A 23,052-nucleotide genomic window follows, 5' to 3' on the forward strand; every position below is an offset into this window, starting at 1 on the left:
GTTATTACGTAATTACATCAGTAAAAAAATGGATGATCGCTACCTCTGTTTAGGTGTTTTCAATTTTTAAATTTTCGTAGAAAATAAAAGTTCAGAAAATTCTGTATTTATTTATGCAACACTAGTGATTCTGAATATATAGTATAATTTTTCAAAAAGGAGAAATCGGATGACTGATGTGATGAACCAGCCAAGACATTCAGAAGTAGACCTCTTCATCTCTCAAATAACAGATGAGACGCGGAAGAACGATGTATTTCGTCTGCTCCAAATCTTTGAACAGACATCTGGATTTGAACCCAGAATGTGGGGACCGTCGATGATTGGTTTCGGTAAATATCATTATATGATCGATGAAAAATATGAAGGAGATGCTCCTTTAGTAGCCTTTGCACTGAAAAAAACAAAAATCAATCTATATTTGGCTCATTGCAATAGCGGCAGCGGGAAAGAACTGAAAAGTCTTGGGAAATTCAGCAAAGGAAAGTCTTGTCTTTATATTAAGGAAGTTGATGATATTAAAGAAGAAGTGTTGCAGGAATTGATAGTACAGTCTATTAGTTATCTGAAGAATATGTATCAATAATAAAGACAAGTGCTATGCACTTGTCTCATTTGATGTATGCTGCTGTTCGATTTCTGAAGAAAATAGACTTCTCTCAAGATCGAACAACTTATTATATGAAGCTTGATCGATGCTTTCCAGACACACAGAACCTGCTTCAAGACCGGATATAATTTCTATCTCGATGCCTGTAGCTGTGGCTATTTGATAAGCAGTAAGTTTGCCACTGAATAAATGTTCGAGGCGTCTCAATATAATCACCCTTAATTTGAATTATTATATTAATTATAGAGCATAGACTGATGAAAGGATATTTTTTTCTGACTAAATTGATATATTTTATTAGTTTAAATGTAACATGACTATAAAAGAATTACAAGATGATATAAAAAATATATGCATACATCAATAAATTTTATGAAAATAAACAAATTGTTAACTATATAATATTCTACTCTTTTTTTAATTTAAGGTAAATATTTATACTTATTTTTAATACACTAATTCGACACCATAGTAAAGAAAGCGTTTTCTTTATTGTTTCTGGAAATGTCTATGCGTATAATTTATATAGAAAGTATTTATCTATAAAGGGGATAGTAAGTGATGAATTTATCTTTAACAGGTGAGCAGCTAACGATTGAACAGATACGTGAGTTTCTTGCAGATAAAGGAACTGTAGAGATTTCAACGGATGCACTCGAACGGGTTAAGGCAAGCAGAAAAATCGTAGAACGAATTATTAATGAGCAGGAAACAATTTACGGGATTACGACGGGATTCGGATTGTTCAGTGATGTCTTAATTGAAGAAACGCAGTACAATCAACTGCAGGTCAACTTGATCAGATCGCATGCGTGTGGGGTCGGCACGCCGTTTTCACAGGATGTTGCACTTGTCATGATGGTGCTGCGTCTGAATACAATGCTAAAAGGGCATTCGGGTGTCACTACTGATTTAGTGGAACAGCTTGTGTTCTTTATCAACGAAAGAATTATTCCTGTCATACCAGGACAAGGGTCACTCGGTGCGTCAGGAGATCTTGCCCCGCTGTCACATCTGGCACTTGCCTTAATAGGAGAAGGTCGTGTCTATTACAAGGGGACGGAACAGAACAGTGAAGATGTATTGAAACAATTAAATAGACAGCCGCATCAACTGCAGGCTAAAGAAGGGCTTGCACTGATCAACGGAACGCAGGCGATGACCGCACAAGGTGTGATCAATTATATAGAAGCAGAATCTATCGCTTATCAGGCAGAGTGGATTGCGTCACTGACACATCAGGCATTAAACGGTATTACAGATGCTTATAACGAGAATGTTCACATCGTCCGTAACTCAGAAGATCAGACAGCAGTTGCTGCGAGAATGCTTGACTGGCTGGAAGGGTCTGGTCATACGACAAGACAAGGTCAAGTACGCGTGCAGGATGCTTATTCACTGCGCTGTATCCCGCAGATTCATGGCGCAAGCTTCCAGGTATTCAGACATGTGAAAGAAGTGCTGGAGAAAGAAATGAACGCAGCGAACGACAATCCGCTGATCTTTGATCAAGGAGACGAGACATTAGTCATTTCCGGCGGTAACTTCCACGGGCAGCCGGTTGCGTTTGCGCTTGATTATTTGAAGCTCGGCATCAGTGAACTTGCCAATGTCTCAGAAAGACGGATTGAAAGGCTCGTCAACCCGCAGCTGAATGGTGAATTACCAGCGTTTTTAAGCCCGGAACCGGGACTGCAGAGCGGAGCGATGATCATGCAGTATGCAGCAGCGAGCTTAGTGTCAGAGAATAAAACACTCGCTCACCCAGCAAGTGTAGACTCTATTCCATCATCTGCCAATCAGGAAGACCATGTATCTATGGGGACAATAGGATCAAGACACGGCTATATGATGCTCGAGAACACAAGAAACGTCTTAGCCATTGAATGTATCATCGCGCTGCAAGCAGTTGAATTAAAAGGCGCAGACCGGTTATCTCCGAAGACAAAGGAGAAGTTCGAGGAATACAGAACATTTGTACCAGCTATTACCGAAGATAGACAGTTCCATAAAGATATAAAAGAAGTTTCGGATTATTTGAAAAAAGTGGCTTATAAAGGTTAATAATATTAAAAGCAGCGATGACCAATGAGTTCATCGCTGCTTTTAATATTGTGTAGGATTAATCTTAATCAATTGATATAATGAAAGAAAAAAGGAGGTAAGATGATGTATTCATTTTTACAGCGTTTAGGCCGCAGTTTAATGCTGCCGGTTGCCGTATTACCGGCAGCAGCATTATTGATGGGAATCGGTTACTGGATTGATCCGACAGGATGGGGTGCGAATAACCAGTTTGCAGCGTTTTTTATCAAATCAGGATCAGCTATATTAGATCATCTTGGGATTTTATTCGCAATAGGCGTTGCACTAGGTATGAGTAAGTCGAGAGATGGAGCAGTTGCACTTGCGGCGGTTGTAGGTTTTCTCGTCGTCACTAATGTACTTGCAAGCGATTCTGTCGCCAACTTACTTGGTATCAAACCCGAAGAAGTAGATCGAGGATTTTCTAAGATTGATAATGTATTTGTCGGTATTCTTATTGGCTTGATTTCAGCATGGACTTTCAATAAATTTCATCAGACGGAGTTACCGGCAGCTCTGGCATTCTTTAGCGGCCGTCGTCTTGTACCAATTTTAGTAGCATTTTTTGCTATGATTCTTTCGGTAATATTATTATTTATCTGGCCGTTAGTATTCGGGGCATTAATCAGTTTTGGTGAATGGATGCTTGGATTAGGAGCAGTAGGGGCAGGATTATTTGGTTTCTTCAACCGGCTCTTAATTCCAACGGGACTTCATCATGCATTGAATGCGGTATTCTGGTTTGATGTAGCAGGCATCAATGATATTGGTAAGTTCCAGAGTAAAGAAGCAGTTAAGGGTGTAACAGGTATGTATCAAGCCGGATTCTTCCCAGTGATGATGTTCGGTATGCCAGGAGCTGCTCTTGCGATGTATCACTCAGCAAAAACACAACGTAAAAAAGCAGTCGCAGGTATCTTTTTGGCAGGTGCCGTTTCTGCTTTTCTGACAGGAGTAACAGAACCCGTTGAATTTGTGTTCATGTTTGTTGCACCTGTGCTTTATCTTATTCATGCAGTATTGACAGGACTTTCTATGTTTATTGCAGCGACGTTCCATTGGACAGCAGGTTTTGGCTTCAGTGCGGGATTCATTGATTATTTATTATCATTGAAAAATCCGAATGCTAATCAGCCACTCATGTTACTTGTACTTGGAGCAATTTATTTCGTGGTTTACTATGTCATTTTCCGCTTCGCAATTAAGGTGCTTGACATTAAAACGCCAGGTCGTGAGAGTGACGAGGAGATTGCTGCAATGGCTCTTAGTGAAGGCGATGAAGTCGGCGTTGCTGATGAAGTGACAGCTGGTACGGTTGGTAAGACACATAAATATGATGCACTGGCACAACGTTTGATCCAGGGGGTTGGTGGTGCTGATAATGTTGAGTCGATGACTAACTGTGCAACGCGTCTTCGGTTTGAACTGAAAGACAACAGTTTAGTAGATGAGCAGCTTATTAAACAAACTGGTTCTGCAGGTGTGATTAAGACCGGCAAAAAGAACGCGCAGATTATTATCGGTACACATGTACAGCAAGTGGCTGATGCAGTCGATGAATATCTAAAATAATAGGACTGTCATTAGTCAAATACGCCCGCTTTCCTTTTGTCAGGAAAGCGGGCGTATTTTTATTTTATATAACTTTCGTAGTACTTACGTCCTTTTTCGTAGTCCAGGCGGTTCTCCCATCTCGCAATAACGAGTGTAGATAATGAGTTACCGACAACATTGACTACAGTTCGCATCATATCAAGGATTCGGTCAATACCAATAATCAGAGCCAGTCCTTCCGGATGGATGTTCATCGCTGTCAGTGTCGTTATCAGTACGACGATGGATGTTCCAGGGACAGCTGCCATTCCTTTAGATGTCAGCATCAGTGTGAACAGCAGTATTAACTGTTCAGTGATGGATAAATGGATGCCGTACATCTGAGCGATAAATAGGGCTGCGATCGACTGATAGAGTGCTGATCCGTCCAGGTTGAATGTATAGCCTGTCGGTACGACAAATGAGACAATTTCCTTCGGGGCACCGAACTTCTCCATCTTGTCCATGATGACTGGTAATACAGTCTCAGAACTTGATGTAGAGAAGGCAAGCAGTATCTCATTTTTCAGTATTTTTAGTAGATGAAAGATATTGATCTTACAGATAGCTGCCACACCACCGAGCACGACTATGATAAAGAATACCATTGAACCTGCGACGACAAGCGCCAGTTTCATTAATGGAATCAATGCACCGAGTCCGAAGTTGATGACTGTCACACAGATGAATGCAAAGACTCCGATCGGCGCATACTTCATGATTTGATTTGTCATCCAGAAGATAACATCGAGGAATCCTTCGAAAAATGCTTTAACAGGTTCTCCTTTTTTACCGATAGCGGCAAGTCCGAGACCAAAGAATACGGCAAAAAAGATAACAGGTAGTAACTGTCCGTCTGCCATTGATTTAATGATGTTCGTCGGTATGATTCCAACAATTGTATCGATCATATGATTGCCGTAAGTTGACTGAGAAGCGGCTTCAGCATTTGTTGTATACTTTGACACGTCTCCTTTAGGCAGTTTCGATGCGTCAATACCAGCGCCTGGTTTAAAGACATTGGCGAAGATAATTCCAAGCCCGATAGCGATAGTTGTGATGACTTCAAAATAAAGCAGTGTTTTCCAGCCGTAGCGTCCGACCGTCTTCATGTCGCCGGCCCCGGCAATTGAGATGACAAGTGAAGCAAATACAATCGGTACAACAATCATCTTGATTAAATGAAGGAAGATATCACCGAAAGGCTGTATATAATTGACGACATCTGTTCGTCCGTTTAATAATGCACCAACGACTACTCCAAGTATCAGTGCTATTAATATTTGAGTAGGGAGGCTGATTCCTCGTCTACGTTTAGGTTTTTGAAGCTGTGTTACTGAACTCATTTCATCCCTCTTTTCTCCGTATTTTCTCATATTATGGCTTTTGTGCTTTAAAGTCAATGAGAATTTAAGACTATTCTTTAGTGGAGGGATGGCTTATTGATGCCGAATATTTTACTTAATATGATTAATAGTAATGTGGTCAATCACAACGTCAACGTTTCCTGCAAGCGCCCGGGTGATCATGCAGTTCGCTTCTGATTTATGAACGAAGCGGGTGATGAGGTTTCTTTTATCAATAGGTTCTTTCGTATCTACAGTGACATCGTAGTGGATGGACTCATAAGTAAAGACTCCATCTGTCACGTCAACTATAGCTTTAGACTGAACATTCAAGTATTCAAGCGACATGTTGTTTCTTTTGAACATGACTGACAGTGTAATGATAAAGCATGTCGTTGCGGCACCGAGCAGTAATTCATCAGGATTCGTTCCGACTTCCGGACCTCCCATTGAGACAGGTATAGAGATTTTTGTATCCATATTCTGTGTGGTGAGATTGCCATTAGCTGCGTAACCGCCTGTGAACTGTGCATGACCAGTAAATGTGTGTTTCATAAAAGCTCCTTTAGTTTTTCTATTATCATGAATGACTTGAATCGTTATTTCAACTCTTAAGTTTTATTCTCTATATAGGAAGAAAATAGTTTGATAGATCTTTTTTAATAATAGAATAAAAAAAAGCCTCCGAATTTCGGAGGTTTGAAAATATTATCTTGAGTAGTACTCAACGATCAACTGTTCGTTGATTTCAGCAGATAATTCAGAACGTTCTGGTGTACGTACGAATGTACCTTCTAATGCATCAGCATTGAATGTTAAATAGTCTGGTACGTGATTTGATAATTCAACAGATTCAGCGATGATGTCTAATTTCTGTGATTTTTCACGAACTGAGATTACTTGACCTGCTTTTAAAGTGTAAGATGGGATATCTACACGTTTGCCGTCTACCATGATGTGACCGTGGTTAACTAACTGACGCGCTTGACGACGCGTACGCGCTAAACCTAATTGGTAAACAACAGCATCTAATCGTGATGCTAAAAGTGCCATGAAGTTAGCACCGTGAATACCTTTGATTTTTGCTGCGCGGTCAAATGTAGTACGGAATTGACGTTCGTTGATACCATACATATAACGAAGTTTTTGTTTTTCCTGTAATTGAAGACCGTATTCTGATAATTTTTTTCGTTGGTTAGGACCGTGTTGTCCTGGTGCGTAAGGGCGTCTTTCTAATTCTTTACCAGTGCCGCTTAATGAGATACCTAAACGACGAGATTTTTTCCAAGTTGAACCTGTAAAACGAGCCATAAGTTGACTCCTCCTTTTGTTTTTTTCGCGAAAAACAAAAATATGATAAATGCTTAAGATGATATAGTATCTTTCCGTGCCTTCGCCTGTTAGCTTTGGTTACACAGCACGCCAACTAAGGGGATACCATAGAGCGCCTCAATATTTATCTGCTACTCTCGTTTATTCACATTCGTTTATTATATAGAATATGAAGAAAGATGTCAACGTTTGATTAAGTAGAAAAAGATGTGGCGTGTAAATCTCAAATACGCGCCACATCTCACCGAAAAACTGCAATTTCAAAAAGTTATGGCGTGTAAACCCAAGATACACGCCACAACTCCAGCAATTTTCCTCAGCTTGCTGTCGACAGATGTTTCTCCAGCACTTTGACGAATGCTTCCAGTCCTCTTTCGTCATCTGCGCTGAAACGATCTGTAACCGGTGCATCGATATCCAGTACGCCGAAAATTTCACCGTTTCTATGTACTGGGATTACAATTTCTGACTTTGAATTCGCGTCACAGGCAATATGACCTGGAAATGCATAAACATCAGCAACACGCATAACTTTGTCTTCATTGACGGCAGTACCACACACGCCGCGTCCGACAGGAATTGTGACGCATGCTGGAAGGCCTTGAAACGGTCCGAGCTGAAGCTGGCCATTTTTCATCGTATAAAAACCAACCCAGTTGACATTATCAAGAAAGTAATTGAGCAGACTGCTGGCATTAGCCAGATGACTGACGATATCATCTTCACCTGCGAGCAGATGATCAAGGGCTGAATTTAATTCATCATAACTTTTTAGCTGACCTGGTTGAAACATGATAAAACCTCTCTTCTGAATTAGATAGTCCTATTTTAATCATTTGCGATATTTTTCACAAGAAAATGTTTTTTGAGACTCTTTTTTAAGTTATAATATAATTTAGTAGGTTGGAGGGAAGATTATTTATGACATTATATATCATCGTGCTGGTTATTGTCTTACTACTTATTGCTGTTGGTATTTTATTCTATAAACGTAATCAGAAGCGTGTTGCTCTCGAGCAAGTTGAAGCGCGAAAAGAAGAAGTAAAGGCGCTGCCATTTCAGGATGAACTGGTAAAAGTGAAACAGCTCACTGTTAAAGGTGAAGCAAATATGCGCTTTGAAAAATGGAAACGTGAATGGCAGACCGTCCTAACTGAAGATATTAAAGCTGTGGAGTTAACGATCAATGATGCAGACGCAGCTCTGGATAAATTTAAATTTTCTCAAAGCCAGGAAAAAGTGGAAGAAAGTCATCAGATTCTCGATCAGATCGAAAAGAAATATAATAATATTTCGGCTGATATCAATAACTATGTCAGCAGTGCAAAGTCAGATCAAGTAAAATATGAAGAATGTCGCACGATTTACCGGGAAGCAAAAAGAGATGTGCTTGCCAATCGTCATCAATACGGCGATGCAGCTAAGCCACTTGAAGATAATATCGAATTGTTTACACCAAGAATTGATGAATATGTTCAGTATGCTAATGAAGGAAACTATGATACGGCGCACTTGCAGATTACTGAACTGCACCATCAGATGACTCGCCTTAAAGAAGATATGGATGAGATTCCGTTGCTTATTCGAGACGTCCAGAAGGAACTACCAGGTCAGTTCCAGGATGTCCGCTATGGCTGTCGTGACCTGAAAGTGGAAGGATACAATCTTGACCATGTCAAAGTGGACAGTAACCTTCAGACATTAAAAGGGAAACTCAATCTTGTAGAACCATTGATAGCTCGTCTCCAGCTTGATGAGGCAGAAGAGATCATCAGTGAGATCAATACTTCTCTTGACGATATGCTGGAGCTGGTGGAAATCGAAGTGAAAGCAAAGAACAGCGTGGAGAAATCACGGGAAATTATTACCGATGAATTATTTTATGCGAAAGATATGAACTATACGCTTCGCACAGAAATAGAATATGTGAAAGAAAACTATCATATTAATGAAGAAGATATTCAGAGGGTGCGTCAATATGACAATGAAATTCAGAGTTTGATTGGCATATATGATGAAATTTTAAGTGAGATGGCTAAATCTGCTGTCCGCTATTCAGAAGTAGAAGATAATCTTCAGTATATCAAGGATCACGTTGCAGTTATCAATGACAATCAGGAGAAAATCCAGCATCATTTGACAGCACTTCGTGAATACGAACGAGAAGCACAGCAGCATACGCTGAAGATTCAAAGTCGTAAAGAAGAAGTATTCAGACGACTGTTAGCATCGAATCTTGCGAGCGTTCCAGAACGCTTCATTATTATGAAGAACGAGATAGATATAGAAACACGGGAAGTTCATAGTCTGTTTAACAAACGGCCGATGAATGTTGAGTATGTCCGTGATAAAGTCAACAAAGTGCTTGTCACTATGAATACTTTTGAGCAGGAAGCGGTAGATGTACTGGACAACGCTAGGTACGCAGAAGCATTGATTCAATATGGCAACCGCTACCGAAAAGATCGTTCTGATGTCAATAAAGATTTGAACGAAGCAGAACGCCTGTTCAGCAACAACCGCTACAAACGTGCAGTGGAGATTGCAGAGGCGGCCATCGAACGCGTAGAACCAGGTGCGACGGAAAAAATCGAGCAGCGTCTCCATCAGATGAATTAACAGATAGAAAAAGACTTGAATCAAGTCTTTTTCTTTTTTATGGTATAGTATTACAATATTAATGAGGTGACCTATGATTTATTTCGATAATTGTGCAACGACAAAGCCCGATCCGGCGGTATTGTCGACATATACAAAGATTAATGAGGAATTTTATTTTAACGCGGCTAGCCCGCACAAGATGGGTCTGGAGACGAATCAGCTTCAGGAAGAGGCACGCAGTCAGATTAGGACCATTTTAAAGCTCGACCATCAGAGCATTATTTTTACGAGTGGAGCGACAGAGTCCAATAATATGGCTCTGACAGGGATGGCTAGAGCTAAGAAAGCATTTGGCAGCACCATTATTACGACAAAACTTGAACATCCTTCTGTCCTTGAAACATTACGAACCCTCGAGCAGGAAGGTTTCGTTGTCAAATACGTAAAGTTCAAGGAAGACGGTACAATGGACATGGACCATTTCGCAGAATTATTGTCTAATGATGTGATATTAGTATCAGTCATGCATGTCAACAATGTAATGGGAGCTATTCTCCCGATCAGTGAAATAGCGGAAAGGCTGAAGGACTATCCGAAAATTCATTTCCATGTCGACTGTGTACAGTCTTTCGGAAAGATGCCGCTTGTTATAGAGGGTGTTGACAGCTTCAGCCTGAGCGGTCATAAGTTCGGCGGTCTGAAAGGGCAGGGAATTCTCGTTATCAGTCAGCTGCGCAACATCACGCAGACCATATTTGGTGGAGGACAGGAATATGGTTACCGGTCCGGCACATCGAATGTAGCTGTCAATGTCACTATGAGTAAAGCGATGCGTCTTGCATCAGAAAATATGGATATGCAGCGTGCACGATTATATCAGTTCAAGCAGGACATCGAAAACTTTGTCAAACAGTTTCCCGGTATACGACTGAACTCTCATCCAAATGGTGCGCCCCATATTGTCAACTTCTCATTTGTCGGCATTAAAGGTGAAGTCATAGTCAATGCTTTCAGTGAGCGGGGAATTATGATTTCAACGACGAGCGCATGCTCGTCAAAACGAGCAAAGCTGAATGAAACTCTGACAGCGCTGCATGTGCCGGAAGATGCCATTACAGGCAGTGTCCGAGTGTCATTTTCTAAAGATAATACAGTTGAAGAAATCGCTGGATTTAAGGCCGCATTTAAGGAAATATATAGTCAAGTAGAGGAGTTATTAAAAAAATGAAATATAATAGAGTATTAGTACGTTATGGTGAGTTGACGCTGAAAACGGGAAACCGTCATCACTTTATCAGCCAGCTGAAAGGAAATGTAAAGTATGCATTAATTCCGCTTTCCGGCTATCATGTCATCGCTGAACGAGACAGAATGTTCATAGACCTTGAACCGGAAACTGATATTGAAGATGTGATGAAGCGAGTATCCAAAGTATTCGGCATTCAATCAATCAGCCCGGTCGTCCGCACGACGCAGAAAATTGATGAGATAATAGAAGCAGCTGTCGGCACTGCAAAGGAAATTGATGAAGCTGATGCGACATTTAAAGTCGATGTTAAACGCTCAGATAAACAGTTTCCTCACGATACATTTGAACTGCAGAGTATGCTTGGTGGTGAGATACTGAAAAACACAGAACATTTGACTGTTCAGGTGAAAAAGCCGGACTTTACCATACATGTTGAAGTGAGAAAAGAAGGCGTCTACATCTATTCACGAGTCATTAAAGGAGCAGGTGGACTGCCGGTCGGCACAGGCGGGAAGACGCTATTGATGTTATCAGGTGGTATCGACTCACCAGTAGCAGGAATAGAAGTGATGAAGCGCGGTGTAACAATCGAGGCGATTCACTTTCATTCACCACCCTTCACAAGTGAAGAAGCGAAGCAGAAAGTTATCGATCTGACACGCATTATGGCTGAAACAACTGGTGTCATTAAACTTCATCTTGTACCATTTACAGATATTCAGAAAACGATTCATAAAGTCATTCCTGAAAATATGACGATGACATCGACAAGACGCATGATGCTGAAGATTGCTGAACAAGTAGCACATCAAATCGATGCAAAGGCTATCGTTAATGGTGAAAATCTCGGACAAGTGGCTAGTCAGACATTGGGAAGCATGTATACGATCAATGCTGTCACATCTATGCCGATTCTACGTCCGCTGCTGACTCTTGACAAAGAAGATATTATTTTAAAAGCAAAAGCTATCGGTACATTTGAAACTTCTATCAAGCCGTTTGAAGACTGCTGTACTATTTTTACTCCGAAAAACCCAAAGACGAACCCACGTCTTGATAAGATGGAAAAATTTGAAAATAACTATGACTTTGAACCGTTGATTGCTGAGGCCATCAACAACATAGAAGTATTGACAATCAATAAAGAGAAAATGAGCACGCAATTTAACGATCTGCTATAAGGAGGACTTGTTATGCTGACTAAAAATGTTGTCATCGCACATAGAGGTGCATCTGGATATGCACCTGAGCATACCTTTTCATCTTATGATATGAGCCATTTTGATATGAAAGCTGATTATATAGAGCTTGATGTTCAGATGACGCTTGATGGTGAAATCATTATCATGCATGATGAAACAGTGGAACGTACAGCAGGTCTGCCAGGCATCATTAAAGAAATGACGCTCGAGCAGATTAAGCAGCTTGATGTTGGCAGCTGGTATAATGAGAAGTTTCCTGAATTACAGCAGGATTTTTATGCGGGTCAGACCATTCCAACATTAGAAGAAGTCATCAGTCGATATGGTGCAGTCAACTATTACATTGAAACGAAAGCCCCGGAAGTGTATCCGGGTATGGAAGAACGACTTGTTGAAATATTAGACAGACATCAGCTGCTGACACCGGAGAGGCTGACTGGTAATCAAACAGTCATTCAATCGTTCAGTCTGGAGAGTCTCATAAAAGTCCATAATCTGGTACCTGGTATGCCGCTCTTACTGCTCACAAAAAAGGAAGTACTACGCAATATGACAGATGATGACCTAAAACAAATCAATCATTTTGTCTATGCAGTAGGACCAAGCATTAAAGACCTCGATCAACCATTGATTGAGCGCATGCATGGAATCGGCTTTCTCGTCTTTCCTTATACACTTAATCAGCCTGACGATATGACGCGTTTGATCGATGCCGGTATTGATGGTGCTTTTACAAATTATGCTGACAGATTAAGAACAGCTTTCAATGCTGAAAACAGTGAGATCTTTGAGGAATTAAATCGCTCAGTAGACTAAGGAATAATTAACTAAAAAGAGGGACAGCTTATGGATATACAGATGCTTTTAATTATTATTTTCTTCGGTTTTCTAGCAGCATTTATCGATGCAGTAGTGGGTGGGGGTGGTCTCATTTCTATTCCTGCGCTGCTTGCAACCGGCATGAATCCTGCTACTGCACTTGGTACAAATAAGCTTGCAAGTTCATTCGGTTCATTGACGTCGACAGTATCGTTTATCAAATCAGGGAAAGTAGACTTCCATATTGTCGGAAAGCTGTTTCCCCTGTCTTTTATATTCTCTATTTTTGGAGCATTGACAGCCACTTATTTGCCATCGGCTCTATTGAAGCCGATTGTCATTATCATGCTGACGCTTGTTCTTATCTATACACTTTTTAATAAGGACTGGGGTTCAACGACAACTTATAAGAAGCTGTCGCCGCTAAAGTCAGTGGTTTTCATCTGTGTCGTCGGATTAATCGGTTTTTATGACGGCTTTTTAGGCGGCGGTACAGGAAGCTTTCTGCTCTTCAGCCTGTTAATTATTGGCTTTGATTTTCTAAGAGCGGCAGGCAACGCAAAATTTCTCAACTTTGCGTCAAACTTAGGAGCGCTGCTGCTCTTCATGTATTTAGGCAAGGTGGATTATACAGTTGGTCTCTGTATGGGACTTGCAATGGTAGCCGGAAGTTATGCCGGCAGTCAGTTTGCGCTTAAGAAAGGTGTTTCCTATGTCAAGCTGCTCTTCATTATAGTGACCGTGCTGCTCATCGGCAAGAACGCCTGGGATTACATCACAACCCATTTCTTCAACTAATATCAAAGAGGGTTCATATATGGATTAAAGGAAGTTACGTCTTACTTTATGCCAGAATGAGTTCTCTTTGATTTTTAATGTTTTGATAACTTTTTCGCTGATTTTCACTGAAATGAAGTCTGTGTACTGTATCGATAAAGCTTCGTTATCAAGACCCATGATTGGATAGTAGTTGCCGGATTTATCCAGTCTCAGTGTCAGTTCACGCTGATCGCTTAAGACTACCGGGCTGCCAAGGGTACGGTAATTATTATTGTTCAGTGAAGCAATTTCTGTCATCTGCATACTTTTTAGCTTAGGGTCGACGACAGCACCGCCGAGCGATTTATTGTAACCGGTTGATCCTGTCGGTGTAGAGATCAATAATCCATCACCCCGGAATGTCTCAAAATGGGTATCATCAATTGTAACATTCATAGTCATAGACTTAATAATAGAAGATTTAATATAAAAATCGTTCAGACAGTAGTAAGTCATCTCGTTGTTCAAGTTGATTTCAAGTACCGGGTAGCGTCTAACTTCAGTCGTTTCATTCTTAACAGCGGCGCGAAGATTAGAAGTGTCGTCTATATGGAAGTCTGAGTATAAATATTTCTGGTCGCTTGTGGAGATTCCGACATAAATAGCATCCTGGCGGAAATTGGTTTTACGTACGGATTGCAGGAAAGCTCCATCTCCGCCGATCGATGCGATAATATCAGCATCTTCGGAATTTTCAACGACTTCGAAACCATGTGCCACTGCAAGGTCAGCGACTTTATTTTTTTGAGCGATGACTTCTGGATCACGCGAAGTGAAGAAATAAAACTTATTTCTAGCATTCATGGAAAATTCCTCCTAGTGTTATGATTAATATATACTTTCTGCTATTATTATAGATGTAAATAAAACCATTTGAAAGGATGATCATATGAACAAGCGAATCATAGCACTGTTGATTGCAGCTGCATTATTTATTCTTGCGATTGCGTCTTCGTTATTTACAAGTAACTTCACCTCAGACTTTTCGAAAGAATTAGAAGGGTTGAACAAACCTGGAACATTAGAAGAAACAACTATTTCCGGCAGCGATGCGACAAAGAAAATTGCACGTGTAGAAGTGGACGGTGTCATTCAGGATACAGGAGAACCATCTTTATGGGCAAATGAATCATATAATCATCAGACGATAATGACAGAATTCGAAAAAATTAAAGATGACAGCTCAATTAAAGGTGTCCTTCTCGTCGTCAACTCACCAGGCGGCGGTGTATACGAAAGCGCAGAAATACATAATAAACTTGAAGAAATTAAAGCTAAAAATAAAAAAATCTATGTAGCGATGAAAAATATGGCTGCATCAGGTGGTTATTACATCTCAACGCCAGCCGATAAAATTTTCGCTTCAAGAGAAACCTTGACAGGGTCACTCGGTGTTATCATGCAGTCGACAAACTACAAAGAACTGGCTGATAAATATGGCGTTAAATTCAATACGATCAAAAGCGGCGAGCATAAAGATATTATGAGTCCGACGAAAGAAATGGATGCTTCAGAACGTAAAATACTGCAGTCACTTGTCGATGAAAGTTATAGTCAGTTTGTAAAAGTCATTTCAGATGGCAGAGACATGCCCGCTGATAAAGTAAGACAGCTGGCAGACGGCAGAGTATATTCCGGACTTCAAGCTCAAAAAAATGGTTTAGTTGATGAACTCGGTCTTGAAGAAGATGCACTGAAGGCATTAAAGAAAGAAATAAAATCAGATAAAGCAGAAGTGATAGAATTCACACAGCCGGACTCTATTTTCGGATCTAATCCACTTGCAGCAAAATCATTGATGTCCAGGCTGACCGGTCAGAGTGATGTAGCTGCTATTAAAGAATTGATGGCACAACGCCATGGCACAACGCCGATGTATTTATACGGAGAGTAGGTGGTAACTATGAATGAACGCGTAATTTATCCATCATCACCTCTCGAAGGTTATGAGCAGGATGTTATTTACAGCACACATGCAGGTTTCGGGTCGCGGTTACTAGCTTACTTGATTGACGCGATAATCATTTGGTGTATTAAGCAGATTTTAATCGATCCGCTGATGTCTCAATTTAATTTAACTGATCAGCACGTCGTAGCACCGATATTCAGTGCAGCCAATATTGCCAGCGCACTGGTCTATTTTCTTTATTTTGTGCTGATGACATGGTTCTTCAGAGCAACAATCGGTAAGATGATCATGGGGTTAAAAGTTGTTTCTTATAATGACGAGCCGATGACATTCTTCCGGATTGTCGTCAGAGAAGTATTCGGTAGATACATCAGCAATTTTTTCCTGAATCTTTTATACCTTGTTGTACTGTTCAATCCGAGCAGACAAGGGATACATGATGTGCTGAGTGATACTATTGTAGTCAAAGAACAGCAGGAAAGACTACGTGACCGACTGACACATGTGAGACATGTGGTTCAGCCAAAATAGTTCGCTTTAGGCGCATTTCATGGTAAATTAAATACGAATAAACTATTCAGGAGGAACTAGTAATGACTCAAATTACATTTAAAGATTCACCGGTTACACTGCTTGGCGAGCAAGTGACAGAAGGAACCATCGCACCCGATTTCTCAGCGCTCGCGAATGACTTATCTGTTCGCACATTGACTGACTATGAAGGCAAAAAGAAACTGATCAACGTCGTCCCTTCACTTGATACTGGTGTTTGTGACCAGCAGACGAGACGCTTTAATGAAGAAGCTTCAGGAATCGACAACGCAGTAGTCATCACAATTTCTGCTGACTTACCATTTGCACAGAAGAGATGGTGTGCAGCAAGCGGGCTTGATAATGTTGTGACATTAAGTGATCACAAAGACCTATCATTCGGTACTGCTTATGGTGTAGTCATGGAAGAACTTAGATTGCTTGCACGTTCAGTATTTGTCTTGGATGCAGACAATAAAGTGGTTTACACTGAAATAGTATCTGAAGGAACAAACCATCCTGATTATGAAAATGCGCTTGACGCTTTAAAATCAATTTAATGACGCTGCCCTAACTTAGGGCAGTTTTTATTTGAAAGGAAATATGAGATGATTGAACAATTATTTGAAACGCTAGATAAAAAAGCGAAAGAACTTCAACTGGAGAACGGACACAGTTTTATTGAGAATTTAGGGCTGAGCATGGAAGATATTTATATGAATGATCGGACATTGCTTGAGCAGAGCACTACAGTAGAACGACGTAAAGCGTTTCAGTTTGCCTATTTAAGCATGTTAAAAGAAGAGATGATACAACCGAACCATCAGATGACGCCAGACAGTATCGGCTATCTTGTCAGCTATATCGTCCGTATGTTCATGGAAGATGAAAAACAGGCACAGTTGCTCGATATAACAAGCGGTACAGGTCATTTATCAGCCACTGTACATGAGCAGAATCCGGATAAAACGTTTACGCATTATCTTGTGGAAGTTGACCCGATACTTGCAAGACTCAGCATCCATCTGTCGAATTTTCTCGAAATCCCGTTCAATGTCTATCCCCAGGATGCCATCATGCCGCTTAATGTATCAAATATGGATATCGTCATCGGCGATCTGCCAGTCGGTTATTATCCTGTAGATGAGAGAAGTCATGATATGAAACTCGGATTTCAGGAAGGTCACAGTTTCTCACATCATCTGCTGATTGAACAGACGATTAATGCATTAAAGCCGGGAGGGCTGGCATTTTTAGTCGTGCCGAGTCAGTTGTTTGAACATGATAATGTGGAACAGTTACAAAAATTTATTGCAACAGAGACGATAATTCAGGCATTTCTTAATTTTCCATCAAGCTTATTCAAAACAGAATCCACTCGAAAATCACTGTTGATCTTAGAGCGGAAGAGTAGTAAAAAAACACCACCAGTAGAAGTCCTGCTAGCAAATATCCCGGATTTCAAAGATGAGCATCAAATGAAATCTTTCCTTGCTGATTTTAATGAATGGTTCAAAGCTAATCGAAAATAACTGTAACTGTTATAATGATTGATAATATCCTGTATTAATGATTTAATATGAGAGTAGAACTTTTGAGGAGGATATTCATGAAAAAAATAATGGCAATTAATGCCGGCAGTTCATCACTGAAGTTTCAGTTATTTGAAATGCCTGAAGAAAAAGTTATGACTAAAGGTCTTGTGGAAAGAATCGGCATGAAAGATTCCATCTTCACGATTACAGTCAACGGAGAAAAAATTAAGCAGGTTCTTGATATTAAAGATCATGAGCAGGCTGTTAATATGATGCTTGACGAAATGAAGAAACACGGAATCATCAATGATATCAATGATTTAGATGGCACTGGACACCGCGTAGTCCACGGGGGAGAATTATTCCCGACGTCAGCACTTGTCACAGACGAAGTAGAACAGCAGATTGAATCATTGATTGATCTTGCACCCCTTCATAACCCAGCCAACTTAATGGGAATACAAGCATTCAGAAAAATGCTGCCGAACATTCCCCACGTTGCTGTATTTGACACGTCATTCCATCAGACAATGCCTGAAGAATCTTATTTGTACAGCTTACCGTATCAGTACTACAACGATTTCGGTATTCGTAAATACGGTTTCCACGGTACGAGCCATAAATATGTATCAGAACGTGCAGCTGAACTGCTGGAACGTCCGATTGAACAGCTGCGTGTGATTTCATGCCACATCGGTAATGGGGCATCCATTGCGGCGATTGATGGCGGTAAATCAGTCGATACTTCAATGGGCTTCACGCCGCTTGCAGGGGTTACAATGGGAACGCGTTCCGGTAACCTTGACCCTGCATTGATTCCATATATTATGGAGAAGACAGGGAAGACAGCTGAAGAAGTCCTTGATGTACTGAACAAAGAATCTGGTCTGCTCGGTATTTCTGGATCATCCAGTGATTTACGCGATATTGAACAGGGCGCACTGGAAGGTGACGAACGTGCGAAACTTGCACTCGAAGTATTTGCAAGCCGTATCCATAAATACATGGGTTCATATGCGACACGTATGCACGGTTTAGATGCTATCATCTTTACTGCAGGTGTCGGCGAGAACTCTGACGTCGTCCGCGCAAAAGTTTTGGAAGGACTAGAGTTCATGGGTGTCTACTGGGACCCAAGACTAAACACAGGACTACGCGGCGAAGAAGCATTTATCAACTATCCGCATTCACCGGTCAAAGTCATGGTCATTCCAACGGACGAAGAAGTCATGATCGCTCGGGATGTCATGATTTATGGAGAACTGGTTTCTGAATAATAAATGACAAAGCACTTGCTCTTATTTTGAGCAAGTGCTTATATTTATGATCTTTTTAAATCATTTAATTTCATTTTAACAAATTAAAGATATTCATTTGGAATTATGGCAAAATCAGGCTCGGTAGAAATCTCTAGAAAATCTTCTAATAATTTTTTATTAGCAAATTGAGAAACCTCTAAAGATTTCCAGTAATGTGAAAAAGCAAATTCATAGGCATATTGATAGTAATTAAAATGAAAGTGAAAAATCGAACCAGCCATTTCATGTGCATCAGAACTATTAATATCATTTGCATAGTTAGAGATAATAAATGCATAGTCTAAATCTTTAATATTATTTTCCATAAAATATGCGAATAATTCGATATTACAATTGATGACTTCAGTTTTTATCTTATTTGGAAGAATGCTTATTAATATATTTTGAGATTTCATTTTTCACCCACTAATTAGAAACAATGTTTTTGCCATTTTTACTTGATGAGAACAAAAGCTTTTTTTTTGAAAAAGAGACACGGTGGCTTCTGCATGTGTGCGGAAAGAAACCGTGTGTCATAATTTCGAAGAAAGGCTATAGTATTTTCATCTCGGTTTTATTCTTAAATAGAGTAATTGGCATTCTGCATGAGTTCGTCTGTTGCGACTTCTGGTGCAAAATCTGCCGGTAATGTTTCTGTTCTGACAACCAGTACGTCACAGTCGGCGTGACGGACAATCGCTTCAGATACTGAGCCGATGATGAAACGTTCTACAGCATTCAATCCTGTGGATCCACACATGATGAGGTCGACTTCTAATTTTTTAGCGATTTTCTTAGGAATGATTGTTTTAGGTGAGCCGTATTCCGTATAAGTATCGACTTTACTGACTCCGCGGTCCAGTGCCGCCTGCTTATATCCTTCCAGCAGAGAATTACTGAAACTTGATGCACGTTCTGAGATTGAACGGTCATAAGCTTCAACGCTTGCATAGCTTCTAGTATCGATGACATTGATGATAGACAGTTTCGCATCATTACGTTTTGCGACTTCAACGGCTTTATTGAACGCCCATTCTGCTTCACTTGAGCCGTCGACTGCGATTAAGATGTTTTTGTATGCTAACATAAAAATCCCTCCTGTATCGTTCTTTATTACACTTTTATTATAGCACAAAATAGGGGATAAACCTTAAAAATGGTTGCGTTTTCATTATGAAATGTTACTATTGATGTGAAGCATATTATAGGAGGCAGAAGAACATGAAAATTGGCGTACCTAAGGAAATTAAGAATAATGAAAACCGTGTAGCACTAACCCCTGCAGGTGTCTATTCATTAGTCGAAAGTGGTCATGAAGTCGTAGTTGAAACAGCGGCGGGTATGGGTTCATTTTTTACGGATGAAGATTATGTAGAAGCAGGCGGTCAAATTGTCGCTACAGCTCAAGAAGCATGGGATGCTGAGATGGTCATGAAAGTGAAAGAACCGCTCGCTTCTGAATACGGCTTCTTCAAGGAAGGATTAATTCTATTTACTTATCTCCATCTTGCGCCTGAGCCAGAACTCACGAAAGCTTTACTCGACAACAAAGTTGTTGGTATCGCTTATGAAACAGTACAGCTGGACAATGGATTCCTGCCACTCTTATCTCCAATGAGTGAAGTTGCCGGGCGTATGGCGACACAGATCGGTGCGCAGTATCTGCAGAGAACTAACGGCGGTAAAGGGATTCTTCTTGCCGGAGTACCAGGTGTTCATAAAGGGAAAGTGACGATTATCGGCGGTGGACAGGCAGGAACGAACGCTGCCAAAATGGCTGTCGGTCTTGGTGCTGAAGTAACAATTCTTGACTTAAATCCAATCAGATTACAGCAGTTAGACGATTTGTTCGGCAACTCAGTTCAGACGTTGATGTCTACACCATTCAATATCGATGAAAGTGTTAAACAGAGTGACTTAGTCATCGGTGCTGTATTGATTCCTGGTGCAAAAGCACCGAAGCTTGTGTCTGAAGAAGTCATCAAAGGAATGAATCCAGGTTCTGTCGTCATCGATATTGCAATTGACCAGGGTGGTATATTCAAGACAACAGACCGTATTACGACTCATGATGATCCGACGTACATTAAGCATGATGTCGTACATTATGCCGTAGCAAACATGCCGGGTGCTGTTCCAAGAACTTCGACTATGGCGCTGAACAATGCGACGATTCCTTATGCGCTGCAGATTGCCAATAAAGGATACGTGGAAGCAGTGAAACAGAATCCGGCACTATACAAAGGTATCAATACTTTGGATGGTTACGTGACATTTGAAGCGGTAGCGAAAGACCAGGGACTTGAGTACCGCGCAGCTAATGAACTATTATAAGAATGACTTAATAAAAGAGCTTGGAACGACTCTCTAATTTTAAAGATTAGATGAGTGTTCCAAGCTTTTTTAGTTAGACTATTTTAGTGCCATGAACTTCGTGAAACGGAATTTGGTTGATTAGTTCCTGGACATTATCCTTGGTCAGTCCGCCGCCCGGCATAATTTCAATTCGTCCTTTTGAATAGACCAGCAGCCGTGCAAGCTGCTGTACATTATCAGTAATCAATGTAGAGGAATCCGCTGAACCATGAGTTAGCAGTCGGACAACGCCGAGCGCAATGAGCTCATCCATCGCTTTCAGCTGCTGATGCTTCGGAATCTGGTCATATGCCATATGCATGACAAAAGGGACTGATGTAGCACTGATCAATTTTTTCAGTGCAAGTGTATCAAGGTCATAGTCTGATGTAAGAGTGCCGCAGACAAAATAATCTGCACCGAGTGAAGTATATGTAATAATATCGCTCCGCATGACTTCCTGCTCATAAATGTCATAACAGAAATTACCGCCTCTCGGTCTGATCATGACTGCTACTTCAACATTCTGGCTATGACAGTATTCAACAGCACATTTGACCATGCCGTAGCTCGGTGTCGTACCTCCGGTATTCAGATCTGCACATAGTTCGATCCGGTCAGCACCTGCGGCAACAGCTCTAATAATTTCAGGGAATGTTTCAACCACAGCTTCTCTGATCATTTCGGATAATGCGTCAGTACTTCGTAACCATTGCTCGTCACGACGAGATCGTCTTCAACACGGACGCCGACTTCTCCTTCCAGATAAATACCTGGTTCAATAGTAAAGACCATGCCTTCTTTGAAAACATCATCATTAGCTGATGAAATATCCGGAAACTCGTGGACACTGATGCCGAGACCGTGACCGAGCCGATGAGGAAACTGTTCTCCGTAGCCTTGCTCTGTAATATAGTCACGGGCAGCTGCGTCGCAGTCAGCAATTCGTACGCCCGGTTTGACAAGCTGAATCGCTCGATTATTCGCTTCAGTGACAATCGCATGAATTTGATTATGAAGCGGTGCTGTTTCACCGAATGCTACTGTTCTTGTAATATCTGAACAGTATCCTTTATAGACAACACCCAGGTCAAATAATACATATTCTCCTGTCTTCAAAGCACGGTTGCCAGGAGTCCCGTGAGGAAGCGAAGCATGGTCACCGAACAGCACCATGGTGTCAAAGCTCATCGCAGAGATGCCGTCAATCTTCATCATCTCTGCTTCAATCAAGCGGACGACTGCTGTTTCACTGATTCCTTCAGTCAATGCTTTGACGCCGATTTCCACGGCCTGATCAGCATATTTTGCCGCAGTTTTTAAAATCTCAAGTTCATCAGCTGACTTGATGTTTCGAACGTCTTTGATGGTCTGATCGATACTGACATACTCCATCATACTGAAATTGGATTTCAGTTCTTCAAGACGCTTGACCGTTAGATGTTCACTTTCTATAGCGATACGTTCAAATGAAAAAGTCTGTAATTTATACGGATTCTCCGTATCGAGATAGCCGATAATTGAACCATCAAATACAGCTTCAGCTGCCTGCATTTCCATCTTCGGCACGAACAATGTCTTGTGATCATGTGTGATAAGTAAAGCGAGCAGCCGCTCATGAGGATTGGATAGAAAGCCTGTAAAGTAGTTGATGTTTTCCGGGTTAGTCAGCCATAACGCATCAACATTTAGCTTTGTCAACTGTTGCTTCAAATAATTGATTTTTTCAGTTTGCATAATAATCTCCTCTCTATAGTCTGTCATGTAC

At 40.8% G+C, this 23,052-nt stretch carries 24 protein-coding genes; 14 read left to right on the forward strand and 10 right to left on the reverse strand.

From position 1 onward, the window contains the following. Positions 1–169: 169 nt before the first annotated feature. Positions 170–586: a DUF1801 domain-containing protein gene (locus tag ERX29_RS05935; protein ID WP_133443786.1), complete on the forward strand. Its 417-nt coding sequence runs from the start codon at positions 170–172 to the stop codon at positions 584–586. A 12-nt stretch (positions 587–598) separates the two neighbouring features. Here the strand turns inward: ERX29_RS05935 and ERX29_RS05940 are convergent, their stop codons facing one another. After that, the gene (locus tag ERX29_RS05940) at positions 599–817 is read right to left on the reverse strand and encodes a hypothetical protein (protein ID WP_133443787.1); all 219 of its coding nucleotides are present in this window, start codon (positions 815–817) and stop codon (positions 599–601) included. Between the two features lie 354 nt (positions 818–1,171). Between ERX29_RS05940 and hutH the strand changes: the two genes are divergently transcribed. Both hutH and nagE read left to right on the forward strand, forming a co-directional pair. Next, entirely contained in the window at positions 1,172–2,674 is a 1,503-nt protein-coding gene (gene hutH / locus ERX29_RS05945; protein WP_133443874.1) for a histidine ammonia-lyase, read from the forward strand. Between the two features lie 105 nt (positions 2,675–2,779). After that, the gene (nagE, locus tag ERX29_RS05950; protein ID WP_133443788.1) at positions 2,780–4,267 is read left to right on the forward strand and encodes an N-acetylglucosamine-specific PTS transporter subunit IIBC; all 1,488 of its coding nucleotides are present in this window, start codon (positions 2,780–2,782) and stop codon (positions 4,265–4,267) included. A 59-nt stretch (positions 4,268–4,326) separates the two neighbouring features. Here nagE and ERX29_RS05955 read toward each other — a convergent pair whose 3' ends face one another. The 4 genes from ERX29_RS05955 to ERX29_RS05970 form a co-directional block, all read right to left on the reverse strand. Next, positions 4,327–5,634, reverse strand: coding sequence for a cation:dicarboxylate symporter family transporter (locus ERX29_RS05955; RefSeq protein WP_133443789.1), 1,308 nt, complete (start codon positions 5,632–5,634; stop codon positions 4,327–4,329). Positions 5,635–5,745: 111 nt separating this feature from the next. Further along, positions 5,746–6,189: an OsmC family protein gene (locus ERX29_RS05960; RefSeq protein ID WP_133443790.1), complete on the reverse strand. Its 444-nt coding sequence runs from the start codon at positions 6,187–6,189 to the stop codon at positions 5,746–5,748. Between the two features lie 153 nt (positions 6,190–6,342). Continuing rightward, positions 6,343–6,945, reverse strand: coding sequence for a 30S ribosomal protein S4 (gene rpsD, locus ERX29_RS05965; RefSeq protein WP_133443791.1), 603 nt, complete (start codon positions 6,943–6,945; stop codon positions 6,343–6,345). Positions 6,946–7,282: 337 nt separating this feature from the next. Next, positions 7,283–7,759 (reverse strand): GAF domain-containing protein, encoded by a 477-nt coding sequence (locus ERX29_RS05970; RefSeq protein ID WP_133443792.1) that lies wholly within the window; start codon positions 7,757–7,759, stop codon positions 7,283–7,285. A gap of 128 nt (positions 7,760–7,887) precedes the next feature. Between ERX29_RS05970 and ezrA the strand changes: the two genes are divergently transcribed. The 5 genes from ezrA (at position 7,888) to ERX29_RS05995 (ending at position 13,635) form a co-directional block, all read left to right on the forward strand. Next, the gene (ezrA, locus tag ERX29_RS05975) at positions 7,888–9,585 is read left to right on the forward strand and encodes a septation ring formation regulator EzrA (RefSeq protein ID WP_133443793.1); all 1,698 of its coding nucleotides are present in this window, start codon (positions 7,888–7,890) and stop codon (positions 9,583–9,585) included. Between the two features lie 73 nt (positions 9,586–9,658). Continuing rightward, positions 9,659–10,795: a cysteine desulfurase family protein gene (locus ERX29_RS05980; protein WP_133443794.1), complete on the forward strand. Its 1,137-nt coding sequence runs from the start codon at positions 9,659–9,661 to the stop codon at positions 10,793–10,795. Beyond that, entirely contained in the window at positions 10,792–11,997 is a 1,206-nt protein-coding gene (thiI, locus tag ERX29_RS05985) for a tRNA uracil 4-sulfurtransferase ThiI (RefSeq protein ID WP_133443795.1), read from the forward strand. Before ERX29_RS05980 ends, thiI begins: the two co-directional genes overlap by 4 nt. Before the next feature lie 12 nt (positions 11,998–12,009). Continuing rightward, entirely contained in the window at positions 12,010–12,834 is an 825-nt protein-coding gene (locus ERX29_RS05990) for a glycerophosphodiester phosphodiesterase (protein ID WP_133443796.1), read from the forward strand. 30 nt (positions 12,835–12,864) lie between these two features. Then, positions 12,865–13,635, forward strand: coding sequence for a TSUP family transporter (locus tag ERX29_RS05995; RefSeq protein ID WP_133443797.1), 771 nt, complete (start codon positions 12,865–12,867; stop codon positions 13,633–13,635). A 24-nt stretch (positions 13,636–13,659) separates the two neighbouring features. Here the strand turns inward: ERX29_RS05995 and ERX29_RS06000 are convergent, their stop codons facing one another. Then, positions 13,660–14,460 carry an NAD kinase gene (locus ERX29_RS06000; RefSeq protein WP_133443798.1) on the reverse strand — a complete coding sequence of 267 codons (801 nt, stop codon included), beginning with the start codon at positions 14,458–14,460 and terminating at the stop codon, positions 13,660–13,662. Between the two features lie 85 nt (positions 14,461–14,545). Between ERX29_RS06000 and sppA the strand changes: the two genes are divergently transcribed. The 5 genes from sppA (at position 14,546) to ERX29_RS06025 (ending at position 18,908) form a co-directional block, all read left to right on the forward strand. Next, positions 14,546–15,550, forward strand: a complete 1,005-nt coding sequence (gene sppA, locus ERX29_RS06005) for a signal peptide peptidase SppA (RefSeq protein ID WP_133443799.1) — start codon at positions 14,546–14,548, stop codon at positions 15,548–15,550. Positions 15,551–15,559: 9 nt separating this feature from the next. After that, positions 15,560–16,096, forward strand: coding sequence for an RDD family protein (locus ERX29_RS06010; RefSeq protein ID WP_133443800.1), 537 nt, complete (start codon positions 15,560–15,562; stop codon positions 16,094–16,096). Positions 16,097–16,158: 62 nt separating this feature from the next. Continuing rightward, on the forward strand, positions 16,159–16,656 hold the full coding sequence (gene tpx, locus ERX29_RS06015) for a thiol peroxidase (RefSeq protein WP_133443801.1): 498 nt from the start codon (positions 16,159–16,161) through the stop codon (positions 16,654–16,656). Between the two features lie 48 nt (positions 16,657–16,704). Next, a complete protein-coding gene (locus tag ERX29_RS06020) occupies positions 16,705–17,628 on the forward strand; it encodes a class I SAM-dependent methyltransferase (RefSeq protein ID WP_133443802.1) in 924 nt (307 codons plus the stop codon). Positions 17,629–17,705: 77 nt separating this feature from the next. Next, positions 17,706–18,908: an acetate kinase gene (locus ERX29_RS06025; RefSeq protein ID WP_133443803.1), complete on the forward strand. Its 1,203-nt coding sequence runs from the start codon at positions 17,706–17,708 to the stop codon at positions 18,906–18,908. An 83-nt stretch (positions 18,909–18,991) separates the two neighbouring features. Here the strand turns inward: ERX29_RS06025 and ERX29_RS06030 are convergent, their stop codons facing one another. Then, positions 18,992–19,345: a hypothetical protein gene (locus ERX29_RS06030; RefSeq protein ID WP_165981086.1), complete on the reverse strand. Its 354-nt coding sequence runs from the start codon at positions 19,343–19,345 to the stop codon at positions 18,992–18,994. Positions 19,346–19,509: 164 nt separating this feature from the next. After that, positions 19,510–20,016 carry a universal stress protein gene (locus ERX29_RS06035; RefSeq protein ID WP_133443805.1) on the reverse strand — a complete coding sequence of 169 codons (507 nt, stop codon included), beginning with the start codon at positions 20,014–20,016 and terminating at the stop codon, positions 19,510–19,512. 134 nt (positions 20,017–20,150) lie between these two features. Here ERX29_RS06035 and ald point away from each other — a divergent pair, with 134 nt between their 5' ends. Continuing rightward, positions 20,151–21,263: an alanine dehydrogenase gene (gene ald, locus ERX29_RS06040; protein WP_133443806.1), complete on the forward strand. Its 1,113-nt coding sequence runs from the start codon at positions 20,151–20,153 to the stop codon at positions 21,261–21,263. Between the two features lie 73 nt (positions 21,264–21,336). On the opposite strand, the gene ERX29_RS06045 is transcribed toward ald, so the two are convergent. Beyond that, the gene (locus tag ERX29_RS06045; RefSeq protein WP_133443807.1) at positions 21,337–21,966 is read right to left on the reverse strand and encodes a copper homeostasis protein CutC; all 630 of its coding nucleotides are present in this window, start codon (positions 21,964–21,966) and stop codon (positions 21,337–21,339) included. Continuing rightward, positions 21,963–23,021 (reverse strand): M24 family metallopeptidase, encoded by a 1,059-nt coding sequence (locus tag ERX29_RS06050; RefSeq protein ID WP_133443808.1) that lies wholly within the window; start codon positions 23,019–23,021, stop codon positions 21,963–21,965. Before ERX29_RS06050 ends, ERX29_RS06045 begins: the two co-directional genes overlap by 4 nt. Positions 23,022–23,052 lie beyond the last annotated feature (31 nt).

Origin of the sequence: Macrococcus lamae (assembly GCF_004359545.1) — a bacterium.
GTDB classification, from domain to species: domain Bacteria; phylum Bacillota; class Bacilli; order Staphylococcales; family Staphylococcaceae; genus Macrococcus; species Macrococcus lamae.

Coding starts and splice junctions, on each gene's coding strand:
- ERX29_RS05935 (WP_133443786.1), top strand. CDS start 170: ATGACTGATGTGATGAACCAGCCAAGACATTCAGAAGTAGACCTCTTC.
- hutH (WP_133443874.1), top strand. CDS start 1,172: ATGAATTTATCTTTAACAGGTGAGCAGCTAACGATTGAACAGATACGT.
- nagE (WP_133443788.1), top strand. CDS start 2,780: ATGTATTCATTTTTACAGCGTTTAGGCCGCAGTTTAATGCTGCCGGTT.
- ERX29_RS05955 (WP_133443789.1), bottom strand. CDS start 5,634: ATGAGTTCAGTAACACAGCTTCAAAAACCTAAACGTAGACGAGGAATC.
- ERX29_RS05960 (WP_133443790.1), bottom strand. CDS start 6,189: ATGAAACACACATTTACTGGTCATGCACAGTTCACAGGCGGTTACGCA.
- rpsD (WP_133443791.1), bottom strand. CDS start 6,945: ATGGCTCGTTTTACAGGTTCAACTTGGAAAAAATCTCGTCGTTTAGGT.
- ERX29_RS05970 (WP_133443792.1), bottom strand. CDS start 7,759: ATGTTTCAACCAGGTCAGCTAAAAAGTTATGATGAATTAAATTCAGCC.
- ezrA (WP_133443793.1), top strand. CDS start 7,888: ATGACATTATATATCATCGTGCTGGTTATTGTCTTACTACTTATTGCT.
- ERX29_RS05980 (WP_133443794.1), top strand. CDS start 9,659: ATGATTTATTTCGATAATTGTGCAACGACAAAGCCCGATCCGGCGGTA.
- thiI (WP_133443795.1), top strand. CDS start 10,792: ATGAAATATAATAGAGTATTAGTACGTTATGGTGAGTTGACGCTGAAA.
- ERX29_RS05990 (WP_133443796.1), top strand. CDS start 12,010: ATGCTGACTAAAAATGTTGTCATCGCACATAGAGGTGCATCTGGATAT.
- ERX29_RS05995 (WP_133443797.1), top strand. CDS start 12,865: ATGGATATACAGATGCTTTTAATTATTATTTTCTTCGGTTTTCTAGCA.
- ERX29_RS06000 (WP_133443798.1), bottom strand. CDS start 14,460: ATGAATGCTAGAAATAAGTTTTATTTCTTCACTTCGCGTGATCCAGAA.
- sppA (WP_133443799.1), top strand. CDS start 14,546: ATGAACAAGCGAATCATAGCACTGTTGATTGCAGCTGCATTATTTATT.
- ERX29_RS06010 (WP_133443800.1), top strand. CDS start 15,560: ATGAATGAACGCGTAATTTATCCATCATCACCTCTCGAAGGTTATGAG.
- tpx (WP_133443801.1), top strand. CDS start 16,159: ATGACTCAAATTACATTTAAAGATTCACCGGTTACACTGCTTGGCGAG.
- ERX29_RS06020 (WP_133443802.1), top strand. CDS start 16,705: ATGATTGAACAATTATTTGAAACGCTAGATAAAAAAGCGAAAGAACTT.
- ERX29_RS06025 (WP_133443803.1), top strand. CDS start 17,706: ATGAAAAAAATAATGGCAATTAATGCCGGCAGTTCATCACTGAAGTTT.
- ERX29_RS06030 (WP_165981086.1), bottom strand. CDS start 19,345: ATGAAATCTCAAAATATATTAATAAGCATTCTTCCAAATAAGATAAAA.
- ERX29_RS06035 (WP_133443805.1), bottom strand. CDS start 20,016: ATGTTAGCATACAAAAACATCTTAATCGCAGTCGACGGCTCAAGTGAA.
- ald (WP_133443806.1), top strand. CDS start 20,151: ATGAAAATTGGCGTACCTAAGGAAATTAAGAATAATGAAAACCGTGTA.
- ERX29_RS06045 (WP_133443807.1), bottom strand. CDS start 21,966: ATGATCAGAGAAGCTGTGGTTGAAACATTCCCTGAAATTATTAGAGCT.
- ERX29_RS06050 (WP_133443808.1), bottom strand. CDS start 23,021: ATGCAAACTGAAAAAATCAATTATTTGAAGCAACAGTTGACAAAGCTA.